14 protein-coding genes are annotated in these 11205 nt (G+C 35.4%); 5 read left to right on the plus strand and 9 right to left on the minus strand.

The annotated features are described in order from the left end of the window. Positions 1–289: 289 nt before the first annotated feature. The 5 genes from frr to CYP54_RS01980 all read right to left on the minus strand — a co-directional run bounded on the left by frr (position 290) and on the right by CYP54_RS01980 (position 3269). The gene (gene frr / locus CYP54_RS01960; RefSeq protein WP_054197299.1) at positions 290–847 is read right to left on the minus strand and encodes a ribosome recycling factor; all 558 of its coding nucleotides are present in this window, start codon (positions 845–847) and stop codon (positions 290–292) included. After that, a complete protein-coding gene (locus CYP54_RS01965; RefSeq protein ID WP_103604000.1) occupies positions 837–1796 on the minus strand; it encodes a polysaccharide deacetylase family protein in 960 nt (319 codons plus the stop codon). The genes frr and CYP54_RS01965 overlap by 11 nt, the downstream gene beginning before the upstream one ends. 2 nt (positions 1797–1798) lie before the next feature. Next, complete coding sequence (secG, locus tag CYP54_RS01970; RefSeq protein ID WP_021091090.1) at positions 1799–2128, minus strand: preprotein translocase subunit SecG; 330 nt, start codon at positions 2126–2128, stop codon at positions 1799–1801. Positions 2129–2194: 66 nt separating this feature from the next. Beyond that, a complete protein-coding gene (locus CYP54_RS01975) occupies positions 2195–2578 on the minus strand; it encodes a thiamine-phosphate pyrophosphorylase (RefSeq protein WP_103604001.1) in 384 nt (127 codons plus the stop codon). Then, positions 2571–3269, minus strand: coding sequence for a Bax inhibitor-1/YccA family protein (locus CYP54_RS01980; protein ID WP_103604002.1), 699 nt, complete (start codon positions 3267–3269; stop codon positions 2571–2573). The genes CYP54_RS01975 and CYP54_RS01980 overlap by 8 nt, the downstream gene beginning before the upstream one ends. A 170-nt stretch (positions 3270–3439) precedes the next feature. Here CYP54_RS01980 and CYP54_RS01985 point away from each other — a divergent pair, with 170 nt between their 5' ends. Genes CYP54_RS01985 through CYP54_RS02000 form a run of 5 tightly spaced genes read left to right on the plus strand, consistent with a single transcriptional unit; the run spans position 3440 to position 8261 of the window. Further along, positions 3440–4084: a carbonic anhydrase gene (locus CYP54_RS01985; RefSeq protein ID WP_103600671.1), complete on the plus strand. Its 645-nt coding sequence runs from the start codon at positions 3440–3442 to the stop codon at positions 4082–4084. Beyond that, complete coding sequence (locus CYP54_RS01990) at positions 4077–5921, plus strand: mechanosensitive ion channel domain-containing protein (RefSeq protein WP_103604003.1); 1845 nt, start codon at positions 4077–4079, stop codon at positions 5919–5921. Before CYP54_RS01985 ends, CYP54_RS01990 begins: the two co-directional genes overlap by 8 nt. Before the next feature lie 10 nt (positions 5922–5931). Beyond that, positions 5932–6090: a hypothetical protein gene (locus CYP54_RS09805; protein ID WP_180371751.1), complete on the plus strand. Its 159-nt coding sequence runs from the start codon at positions 5932–5934 to the stop codon at positions 6088–6090. A 46-nt stretch (positions 6091–6136) separates the two neighbouring features. After that, positions 6137–7216, plus strand: a complete 1080-nt coding sequence (locus CYP54_RS01995) for a GGDEF domain-containing protein (protein WP_257638067.1) — start codon at positions 6137–6139, stop codon at positions 7214–7216. Continuing rightward, positions 7209–8261 carry a GGDEF domain-containing protein gene (locus tag CYP54_RS02000; RefSeq protein ID WP_103604004.1) on the plus strand — a complete coding sequence of 351 codons (1053 nt, stop codon included), beginning with the start codon at positions 7209–7211 and terminating at the stop codon, positions 8259–8261. Before CYP54_RS01995 ends, CYP54_RS02000 begins: the two co-directional genes overlap by 8 nt. A gap of 25 nt (positions 8262–8286) precedes the next feature. On the opposite strand, the gene CYP54_RS02005 is transcribed toward CYP54_RS02000, so the two are convergent. Genes CYP54_RS02005 through CYP54_RS10065 form a run of 4 tightly spaced genes read right to left on the minus strand, consistent with a single transcriptional unit; the run spans position 8287 to position 11166 of the window. Continuing rightward, positions 8287–9570 carry a TRAP transporter large permease gene (locus CYP54_RS02005; RefSeq protein ID WP_072595211.1) on the minus strand — a complete coding sequence of 428 codons (1284 nt, stop codon included), beginning with the start codon at positions 9568–9570 and terminating at the stop codon, positions 8287–8289. Between the two features lie 11 nt (positions 9571–9581). Beyond that, positions 9582–10124 (minus strand): TRAP transporter small permease, encoded by a 543-nt coding sequence (locus CYP54_RS02010; RefSeq protein ID WP_103604005.1) that lies wholly within the window; start codon positions 10122–10124, stop codon positions 9582–9584. Next, positions 10124–11080 (minus strand): DctP family TRAP transporter solute-binding subunit, encoded by a 957-nt coding sequence (locus tag CYP54_RS02015; RefSeq protein ID WP_103604006.1) that lies wholly within the window; start codon positions 11078–11080, stop codon positions 10124–10126. The genes CYP54_RS02010 and CYP54_RS02015 overlap by 1 nt, the downstream gene beginning before the upstream one ends. After that, positions 11068–11166 (minus strand): hypothetical protein, encoded by a 99-nt coding sequence (locus CYP54_RS10065; protein WP_345968867.1) that lies wholly within the window; start codon positions 11164–11166, stop codon positions 11068–11070. Before CYP54_RS10065 ends, CYP54_RS02015 begins: the two co-directional genes overlap by 13 nt. Positions 11167–11205 lie beyond the last annotated feature (39 nt).

The following is an 11205-nucleotide window of genomic DNA, read 5'->3' on the forward strand; positions in this document are numbered from 1 at the left end:
ATAATAGGTAGTAATCCTGTGTATAAATATATGTAAAATTAATAATATTGAATAAAGAATTTAAGACGAATCCAAAACAAAAATTAAATTAAAGCAATCCATGAAAATAGTTTAAAGACAAAGTAGTGGCTATGTTTTATGTAGTCTAGGTTCTATTTATATTTAATAGATAAAAGTACAACAGACAAAAAATTAAACTACTTGCTGATAAATATTTTTTTGAAATATTATTTTGAGAGAATATCTAGCTACATAAAAGTAGCTAGATAAGGAAAAATTTCTAAAAATTTTATATTTTTAAAAGCTCAGCCTCTTTCTCTTTTACAAGAGTATCAATTTTTGCAGTGTAGGCGTCAGTTATCTTTTGAACCTCATCTTGCCCCTTTTTACTCTCGTCCTCAGTTATAGCTTTTTCTTTTTCAAGTTTTTTTACTTCATCATTTGCATCTTTTCTTACGTTTCTTATACTAACTTTGGCTTTTTCTCCCATTGATTTTGCATGTTTTGCATTTTCTTGGCGTTGCTCGACGGTCATAGGTGGAAAAAATAGCTTGACACTCTCACCATCACTATTTGGATTGACGCCGATATTTGCTGCTTGGATAGCTGAAGAGATCGCTTTTATCATGCTCTTTTCCCAAGGTGTGATAGCGATAGTTGAAGCGTCGCTTGTAAGCACAGTGGCTACTTGGTTGAGCGGAGTTGGTGAGCCGTAATAATCAACCATTACATGATCTACAATATTAATGTTTACCTTGCCCGTTCTAAGCGTTGTAAAGTCGCGTTTTAATGAAGCTATTGCTTTCTCGCAGCCTTCTTTTTGTGTTTCGTAAATTTTATTTAGCATTGATGTCCTTTATTAGAAGTTTTGTACTTCGTTGATGATCTACTTTTAGTGATATTAAAACTTTGCGTTTGTCGAGCGGTGGGTTAAATTTACACTCAAAAACACCATTTGTCATAGGTACCTTTTTAAAGCCATTAAAGCCAGTCATAAAAAAACTACCTTCGCTAGCATTTGTATCAGTTTTTATAATAAGTTTGTCTATTGCATTATTTTGTGGATAGCTATCCGGAAATATCCACTGGGCATTTAAAAATTTGCTATTAAACGTTAGTGCTATTTTGGTACCGTTCATTACGGGCGTTCTATAAAGATCGTAAACATCACTCTTGTCTGAAACTGCACCTGAGTTTTGATTTAAAAGTGCTAAAAAACCAAATTCTTTTGCAAGTTTTACGACTCGACTATCGATCTCACCATAAGGTACTGCAAAGAATTTTGGCTTATAACCCATATGTTTTTCAAAGGTCTCTACACCCTTTTGAAAATCCTCTCTTAAGGCCTCATCGCTAAGCTTTGTCATCCTTGGATGAGCGTACGAGTGGTACCCAATCTCGCCATAAGCCTCAAGTTCTTTAATCTGATCAAAGTCCAAATAATCGCCATATTTATTTGCGCTGGCTTCCACATAAAGCATTAGCGCAAATGGATAGTTGTACTCTTTAAATACACTAAGGGCCTTGTCATAGAAACTTTTATAACCATCATCTACAGTGATGACGATCCAGTTATCAGGTATTTTTTCGCCAGCGTTTACAGCATCGACTAACTTTGAAAGTTTAACGACTTCATAGCCATTATTTTTGAAATATTCAAACTGCTCTCTTAAATTTTTAATAGAAATATCAGTGCTTATGTGTCTTGGGTCATCAAAGCGATGATAGACTAAAATATGAGCGTCTGCTAAAGCAAATGTTAGCGTCAAGAATGACGCTAAAAGTGTTTTTATCATTGTTATTTTGCTGGAGTTTGTGGTGCACTAGGAGCTGATGGTACGTCGTTTGACTTTGGTATGACTAGAGATTTACTATCGACGCTATCAACGATAGAGCGCTTTAGATCTTTATTGTAGAAGTATCCAAGTGCAAGTGTATTTAAGATAAATAAAATACCTACGATAAAAGTAAATTTAGCTAAAAATCCAGCTGGTCCTTTTGCTCCAAAAAGACTCTCGTTACTTCCGCTATATGCCCCAAGTCCGATAGATGAGCTTTTTTGAAGTAAAACAGCGATAGTTATGATGACAGCTAGAGCAAACTGCAAGATCAAAAATATTAAACTCACGAAATTTCCTTTAAATTTTTAAAAATAATTGGTTGCGATTATACAAGAAAAGATTTAAATTTTTAGTTAAAGTTCTTTTTCAATCTCATAAAGCTCGTATCTTATGCTTTTAAAAAGCTCAGCTTGTTCTAAATTTATGAGCTTAAAGCACTCTTCAAGCACGCGAGCGCTTTCCTGGGCGCGCTTGAAATTTGCAGTGATTATCTCGTCTAAATTTTCTCTAGCTTGCTCGCTTTTTGTGCTAGTTTTTAAAACGTCGTTTTGAGAATTTCTAAATTTTAAAAATTCTTTTTGCGGGATCTTTGCCTTGTGGCGGAGGGATTTTATCTTATAGGCGAGCTTGGCGTCATCAAAGACATATCTTTTTATATCTTCAACAACGCGAAGCCCTTCTTTTAGCCTATTTAGATTCGCATCTATTACTCGGTAGATGCGCTCATCTTTAGTCATTTCTATTAAAAATTCCTAAAATTTGTAGTAACGATGTAAATAGATTTATAAAATCAAGATACAAAGCAACTGCGCCTTCAACTGGTGTTTCATAGTTTCCACGGATAATATTTTGCGTATCAAAAAGTATATATGCGCTAAATAAGATCGATGAAATACTTGCGATTACAAGTTGAAACATTGTACTTTTAACGAAAATATTGATAATAGCTGCTGCAACGATAACAATTAAGGTTATGAACAACATTTTACCCATTGTTGTAAAGTCACGTTTTGTATTCATCGCAAAGACACTTAATGCACCAAAAGCAACTGTTGTTAGTCCAAATGCTTGAGCTACAATACCAGCTCCACTTGGCATGGCAAGGATCGCTGAAAGTAGCGGAGTTAACGTAAGGCCGCTTATAAAAGTAAATGCAAACAGAAGTATTAAATTTAATCCCTCTTTACGTTTAGCTGCCATTAAGCCAAAAAGTAGTGCAAACTCGACTATAACAAGTCCCCAGAACAAAAATCTATTTGCCGCAAAAACACTAGCAATGCTAATACCTACATAAGCACCAGCTGTTGCTGAAAGTAGTGATGCTGCAAAAAGTTGATAAGTTTGCTTTATAAAAGTGCTTAGTGAGCTTTGAGAGTACGCAAGTTCTTCTTGATTTTGTTTTGCGTAGTTCCTATCATACAGACTCATTTTATCTCCTTATGAATTTTTGAATGAGTTTAGCCTAAAATAATTAAACAATGAATAAAAAGAATTTTAACAAATTATATTAGTTAAAAATTTATATATTAAAGTATTTTTTAGATTAAATAAAAGTTGCTATAATCGCGTAAAAATATAAAAAATGGAGATAAATTTCTATGGATGACTCGCTACTTGAAGGTGCGGTAAAATTTATGGAAGATGGCTTTTTGGAGCATGAAGAGCTCTTTAAAAGTCTACAAAATAGACAAGACCCACATACTCTTTTTATATCCTGTGTTGATTCAAGAGTGGTACCGAACTTGATAACAAACTGCCTTCCAGGCGAGCTTTTTATGGTACGAAATATCGCAAATATCGTGCCACCTTATAGAGTGAGCGAGGAATTTTTGGCAACGACTTCGGCTATCGAATATGCATTAGAGCTTTTAAATATCAAAAATATCATTATTTGCGGACACTCCGATTGTGGTGGATGTGCAGCGCTTTATATGGATGAAAAAAAGCTCAATACCACGCCAAATGTTAGAAATTGGATAAAGCTAATAGAGCCGATCAAGCGAGAAGTGCTTAAATTTACAAGCGACGATCCAGCAAAGATGGCGTGGCTAACTGAGAGATTAAATGTGATAAATTCGATCGAAAATATAATGACTTATCCAAATGTAAAAGAGGAGTATGAAAGAGGAAACCTTCAAATTTATGGCTGGCACTACATTATAGAAACCGGTGAAATTTTTAGCTACGATTTAAAAGAGGGCACATTCAAACTTTTAGCAGATAAAAGAGGCGAAAATGCGTAAAATTTTAACCATCGTCTTGCTCTCATTTATAATGCTTTTTGGTGCTGAAAATAATAAAACACAAGAAGAAAATATACTAAGCCTAACAAACCAAATTTTAACTTTAAACAGCCAAATCCAAATCATAAAAGCACAGCAAAAAGATACAAACTCAACAAAAGCTGATAATTCAAATTTAGCTGGACTTCAAAAGAAAAAAAATGACCTTTTGGAAAAAATTCCACTATATGTTATGCAGATTGAGGTAACTCAAAACGATATTGATAAATTTATTTTGCAAAAAAATAATTTAGAAAAAAAAGTAGCTAGATTAGAGAAGCAATCAAACAAAGATGCTTACGTTCAAAGTGCTATTGAGCTTGAGAAAATGAAGATAGATTATGCTTATTTATCGGCTTTAATTAATCTTGAAGAGATATTTAAAAAAGGTGCTAAAGCAAACTCTATAAAAGAGGTGATAGATAACGGACTTTTAAATCTACAAACAAATTCTTACGTCAGCATAAAAGAGCTAAAAGATTCTCTAAATGAGACTTCAAGCTCTTACGATAACGCATTTGCCGAGCTTGATCTAAAAAAAGAGACTGATGAGGAAATTTTAATCTATCTTAAAAATAATGCCGATCTTCTAAGCTCAAGCATGATCTTATCAGAGCTAAATTTAGTCGATACGGTCGAATATATAAATAAGCTAACTTCTATAAATTCGGCAAAATTTAACGTTGGCAAGATCGTAGTTATAATTGCAGTATTTTTATTTTTTGTCTCACTTACAAGAATTCTTGCCAAACTCACATACTGGCTTATGTCGCTCATTGCATCGGGCGAAGGCGTAAAGGAGGCAAAGGATCAGATAGTAGATATCGTTAAAAAGCCTATCTCTGCACTTCTTATCATTTATGCACTAAATATTTGTATCGGTGTTAGCTTTTATCCAGTGCCAGTACCACTAACTCTAGCAAATATCTTCTCAATCGTCTATATAGTTGCATTTTCATGGCTTGTTTTAACCATCCTAAATGGTTATGGCATAGTAATAATCGATAAAATCGCTCAAAAGAGTAGACGAAAAGAGGTCGTAAATTTAGTTTTAAAAGTAGTCTATGTAATTGTATTAATAATTGCACTTTTACTAATTCTTCAAAAGCTTGGCTTTGATATATCAGCTCTCATAGCTTCACTTGGTATCGGTGGTCTTGCTGTTGCATTTGCTGCAAAAGACATCATCGCAAACTTCTTTGCTTCTGTCATGATGCTCTTTGATAACTCATTTTCGCAAGGAGACTGGATAGTTTGTGGCGATATAGAAGGCACTGTTGTTGAGGTTGGCTTTAGAAAGACGACTATTAGAAGCTTTGATAATGCTTTAATCTTTGTGCCAAACTCAAAACTGGCAAGCGATCCTGTTAGAAACTGGAGCAGAAGAAAAGTTGGTAGACGTATCAGAATGCTAATTGGCATTGAGTATGGAGCGACAACTGATGAGATTAAAAAATGTGTAGATGATATAAAAACTATGTTGATAAATCATCCAGATATCGCTAAAAGTGAGGATATAGCAGCAAAGAAAAAGGGGCTAAAATATAGACAAAGTATAGTTTCAGTTGATGATTATGCTGGATATAAATCAAATTTATTTGTCGTGGTTGATGATTTTGCAGACAGCTCGATAAATATCTTAGTTTATTGTTTTGCAAAGACTATCGTTTGGGGAGAGTTTTTAGATGTCAAGCAAGATGTAATGCTAAAGATTATGGATATTTTAAAGCAAAATGGTCTAAATTTCGCATTCCCAAGCCAAAGCTTGTATATTGAAAGTGTCAAAGATAAAATTTAAGGAGAAAACAATGAGTGATGAATTTGATTATGAAGAAGTAGAAGAAGACTACTCTGAATTTAATGACGATGAGGACGATAGTAGCGGTAGTTATGACTATAATTACGATGAAAATGATTACAACTACGAAGATAGTGATGAGGATGAAGATAGTTACGACTCTTATTAAAAATACTTAATGAAATTTAATGGAATAAATTTACAGGGAGTTTTGTTTGACACACGATTTTGTAGATCAAAGTAGTTATAAAGCGATCGATGATATCTATAAAACGATATTAGACGTTATGATAGCTGTGAATGCACTATCTTTGTTGCTTTTTATGATCATAGCTACACCGCTACTTTTTATGTGCTTATTATTTATAGCAGCTGGGATATTGCTTAGAATAAAATTTGACATAAAATATAGAGTATTAATATCTCTTGCATTTCACCTAAATATTATATTGCTTGTTACTATTATTGTTACTACTATGGGTTGGAATACTGGAATTTGGATAATACTTGTTGGTGTAATTTTTATAAACTACTTCCTAGCGTTTGATTCAAAGAGTCTTACTTATATAATGGCATTTTTAGAATTAATCTTGCTTATACTTCTTTATTTTATTCATAAAGATGAGACGCCGCTGATCCCATCAGCTATACGAGGGACGATAGTCGTGTGCAGTATTGTTTTTGCTTTTTTTATTGTTTTAAGACTTTCAATGTTTGCAGATGTTATCACGTCTAGTGGATATCAGCAAATAAGAAAAGAGACAGAAGAGCTTGAAAAGGACTCAAAGCATGATTTTTTAACGCAGCTTTTAAACAGAAGAACAATAGAAAAAACTTTAGGATTTGAACTAGTTGCTAATAAGGAAAGAAGCGGTAATACAAATTTAGTCATAATGCTAGGCGATATTGATAATTTTAAAAAAATAAACGATACATATGGGCATGACTGTGGCGACGAGGTCTTAAAAGATGTAGCCAGTGCTTTGAAGAAATCATTTAGAGGTAAAGACTATGTTTGCCGCTGGGGCGGAGAAGAATTTTTGATAATCTTGCCCGATACAAAGATAGAATTTATCCACGAAGTGAGTAAAAGGCTTAAAAAACAGATAAACAACGCAAAACTTCCAGATAAAACTCCAGTTACTATGACCTTTGGCATGCTAATATGTGCAAATGGTGTTGAGGTGGATTTTGAGCAAGCCATAACTTTAGTAGATAAGCTGCTTTATGAAGGAAAGCTAAATGGCAAAGACCGTATCGAATTAGAAATTTTAAAAAAGGGCTCGGATGCGTAGAATTTCACTCTATACGGCTCAAAAAATTATCATATTTTCAATATTATTAACTCACGTCTGTTATTTTTTCATTTTTTTATTTATGAAAGAAGAAATTCTAGCAGTTACGAATGTATTTTCAGTAGCAACCTATCTTTTTCTTTTAAGGCTTATTTACGATAGCCCTGAAAATAACAAGATAACAATGCTTATAGTCCAGCTTGAAATTTTATTTCATGCATTGGTTTGTATGCTAATACTTGGATGGGGATATGGATTTGGGTTATTGTTTTTAGCATCGTCACTAATACTATTTTTTACGTCATTTACCTATAAATTTTTTAACTACATAATAGTTGCAACGCAAATAATTTTATCCATAGTCTGCTATATATATTTAGATGGCCAGCCTGTAAAAGATTTTGACGGCTTTAAAGATCTACTTTTTGTTTTTAACTTAAGTATGGTTTGCGTATTTTCGGTTATCGTTTCGTACCTTTTGGAAAGCTCAAATTTATTTATATTTTTAAGCATCTTAGAGGAAAAAGAGATGGCTGAAAATATCTTAAATCACGATCCATTAACAGGACTTTTAAATCGCACTTCAATGCAGAAAATTTTAAGTCAAAACGATCTTTATAAAAATAGGGACTTTGCTATCGTTATGTGCGATATTGATAACTTTAAAAAGATAAACGATACCTATGGACACGGCGCAGGAGATGCTGTTTTAAAAAGCTTATCAGGCATATTTAAAAGCACATTTAGAGATAAAGATAGAGTAGCTAGATTTGGTGGAGAAGAATTTTTAGCAGTCGTCTTGGGTGTAAAAAAAGATGCAGCTGTAAGTATCGTAGAGCGTGTTAGAGAGACTTTGAGTAAAAATATAGTTGAGTTTGAAAACATAAAGATCAATGCAACTATGACTTTTGGAGTAGTTGCTCATGATGGTACGGGAGAATTTAGCTTAGAAAAGATGATAAAACAAGCCGATAATCTACTTTATGCTGGTAAACGAAGTGGTAAAAATATCGTTATGAGTGCGGATTACGACTCAAAAGCATAAATTTAGAGGCAAGAGCCTCTAAATTTTAATGTCCATACATTAGGTTTGGTAACCAAAGAGAAATTTGCGGTATATAAGTAACCAAGATAAGGCCAAAGAATAAAGTAAGTGTCCAAGGCAAGCATGCCATGATGACCTCTTTTAAGTTCATATTTGTAAGACCGCTTGCGACAAATAAATTTAGTCCAACAGGTGGAGTAACCATACCTATCTCCATATTTACAACTAAGATAATGCCAAAATGTATCGGATCTATGCCAAGTTGCGTTGAAATCGGAAGCAATAGTGGAACCATGATCATGATGACGCTTGAAGGCTCCATGAACTGACCCATGATAAAGAGTAAGATATTTACAAATATCAAAAATCCTATCATACCGATATTTGCGTCAAGTATCATCGAAGCGATCGCTTGTGGGATCTGTTCGCTAGTTAGCAAATATGCAAAAACAACGGCGTTTGCGATGATGAAAAATATCATAGCTGTTGTAAGGGCTGAGTCTAGGCAGATGTCCCAAAGATCTTTTATCTTTATATCTCTATAGATAAAAAGTGAGATAAATAGCGCATAGACCGCACTTGCCGCAGCAGCTTCAGTTGGAGTGAAAATGCCTCCATAAATTCCGCCGATGACCACGACAACGATCAAAAGCGCCCAAAATGCTTTGGCAAATTTCTGCACTCTTACTTTAAATGGTTCAGCCTTAGTTGCTTTAAAGCCAAGCTTTTTTGCGCCAACATAAGTTTGAACAAGCATAAAAGCGCCGAGCATAAGACCAGGCACAACACCAGCCATAAAGAGCTTGCCAATACTTACCTCAGCAGTTACGCCATAAACTATCATAACAACTGAAGGCGGGATCAAAATGCCAAGCGAGCCAGCCGTAGTTATACCACCCACTGCGTACTCTTTTGGATAGCCTGCCTCTTTTATCGCTGCAAACATAATTGAGCCAATAGCTACAACCGTCGCAGGTGAGCTTCCAGAGACCGCTGCAAAGATGATGCAGGCAAATATCGCACTCATAGGCAAGCCACCAGGCAAGTGTCCGACCATAGACTTTGCAAAGTCGATGATACGTCTTGCTGAGCCACCTTTACTTAATAAATTTCCAGCCAAGATAAACATCGGTATCGCCATTAGTGAAAATTTATTGATACCATCAAATATAAGCTGTGGGATCGTAGCGATGTCTATGTCTGTAAAAAATATCATAGTTAAAACGGTGCTAGTTCCCAGTGAAACAGCCACAGGCACGCCTATTAGCATTAGCGCAAAAAGTAGGATAAATAAAAATGCTATTGTCATCTTTTTTCTCCTTAATCTTTAACTACGCTACCATGAGCTAGCTCGTGCGCTTCGTTGCTTACGACATTTTCAGCAGGCGTTAGAGCTACTTTTATGGCTTTTTCAGCCGAGCGGTAACCAGCTGTAACGAAGGCTATTGGAAGTACTATCATAGGGACCCATTGAGGTATGCCAAGATCTATTATCATCTGCTCGATCTCGTGAAGAATTTGTAGATAATCAATAGAATAAGCTGCGATAAATAACAAAAATACAGTGGTTAGCACATGAGAAAAGATTAAACATGCTTTTGCAAGGGCTGGTGGAAATTTTTCCACCAAAATAGTTACACTGACGTGAATACCCTTATTAAAGCCGTATGCTGCGGCAAAAAATGCCGACCAGATAAAAAGATAGTTTGATAGCTCGCTCGCCCATGACCAGCTTTTATCGAAAAAATATCTAGCCATAACATTTGCAAAGGCCAGCAATGTTCCACTAGCTAGCCCGACTACTGCGATAGTTTTATTTAGTGAGGCTATCGCTATATCAAGGACATTAAAAAAACTCTTCATTATTTTGTCCCAAGAGCCTTTTCTATGAGATCTTTACCGATAACATCGTAAAATTTAGGATAGATTGATTGCATAACCTTTTGCCACTCAGCCTTTTGTGCATCATCGATCTTATAAATTTCTAGTTTTTTACTAGCAGCGATGTATTTTTCAAGTTCAGCTATGACGTGAGCGTCCTCTTTTGCTGTCTCTTCTCTCTCGAAAGCTGTTGCTTCGCTTAGAGCTTGTTTTACATTTGCTTTTAGATCATCTGGTAGCTTGCTCCAAAATTTATCGCTCATAACGACTAAATAGCCCAAATATCCATGACTTGAAAGTGTAAGCGAGCTTTGAACTTCGTGAAATTTTGAGTTATAGAAATTTGAAAGTGGATTTTCAGTCGCATCAACTACGCCTTGTTGAAGTGCAGAGTAAACTTCTGAAAATGGAAGTACTTGTGGGTTGCCACCAACTACTTTGATCTGTTCTTCAAGCACTTTTGAGCTTTGGATTCTAAATTTTTGTCCTTTTGCATCTTCTGGCACAAGAACTGGTTTTTTGCTTGAGCTAAAATGCTTAAATCCAGCATCCCAGTAATCAAGCGCCACAAAGCCCTTCTTAGTCACAAGGGCTTTTAGCTCCTCGCCGACCTCGCCGTCTTGGACCTTATGAAGGTGGTCTGCATCTTTAAAGATAAAAGGCAGGTCAAACAGCTGAAACTGCGGCACAATAGGTGTAAATTTAGAAAAACTAGGAGCTGCCATTTGAACATTGCCAAGTTTTAGCGCGCCAAAAACTCTATCATCATCAAGTAGCTGAGCTGATGGGAAGACTTGAACTTTTAATTTACCGCCACTTAGCTCCTCGGCACGTTTAGCGAAAAAATCAGCCGCTTTGCCCTTTGGCGTAGAAGCTGCAACAACGTGAGCAAATTTGATCGTATAGACCTTGTCTGCACCAAATGCTAAGCCACTGATGGCACAAGAACTGGTTTTTTGCTTGAGCTAAAATGCTTAAATCCAGCATCCCAGTAATCAAGCGCCACAAAGCCCTTCTTAGTCACAAGGGCTTTTAGCTCCTCGCCGACCTCGCCGTCTTGGAC

Source organism: Campylobacter concisus, assembly GCF_002914005.1.
In the GTDB taxonomy this organism is placed as follows: domain Bacteria; phylum Campylobacterota; class Campylobacteria; order Campylobacterales; family Campylobacteraceae; genus Campylobacter_A; species Campylobacter_A concisus_N.

Excerpts from the sequence above, each read along its gene's own strand:
- frr (WP_054197299.1), bottom strand. The coding sequence starts at position 847 with ATGCTAAATAAAATTTACGAAACACAAAAAGAAGGCTGCGAGAAAGCA.
- CYP54_RS01965 (WP_103604000.1), bottom strand. The coding sequence starts at position 1,796 with ATGATAAAAACACTTTTAGCGTCATTCTTGACGCTAACATTTGCTTTA.
- CYP54_RS01975 (WP_103604001.1), bottom strand. The coding sequence starts at position 2,578 with ATGACTAAAGATGAGCGCATCTACCGAGTAATAGATGCGAATCTAAAT.
- CYP54_RS01980 (WP_103604002.1), bottom strand. The coding sequence starts at position 3,269 with ATGAGTCTGTATGATAGGAACTACGCAAAACAAAATCAAGAAGAACTT.
- CYP54_RS01985 (WP_103600671.1), top strand. The coding sequence starts at position 3,440 with ATGGATGACTCGCTACTTGAAGGTGCGGTAAAATTTATGGAAGATGGC.
- CYP54_RS01990 (WP_103604003.1), top strand. The coding sequence starts at position 4,077 with ATGCGTAAAATTTTAACCATCGTCTTGCTCTCATTTATAATGCTTTTT.
- CYP54_RS09805 (WP_180371751.1), top strand. The coding sequence starts at position 5,932 with ATGAGTGATGAATTTGATTATGAAGAAGTAGAAGAAGACTACTCTGAA.
- CYP54_RS02000 (WP_103604004.1), top strand. The coding sequence starts at position 7,209 with ATGCGTAGAATTTCACTCTATACGGCTCAAAAAATTATCATATTTTCA.
- CYP54_RS02005 (WP_072595211.1), bottom strand. The coding sequence starts at position 9,570 with ATGACAATAGCATTTTTATTTATCCTACTTTTTGCGCTAATGCTAATA.
- CYP54_RS02010 (WP_103604005.1), bottom strand. The coding sequence starts at position 10,124 with ATGAAGAGTTTTTTTAATGTCCTTGATATAGCGATAGCCTCACTAAAT.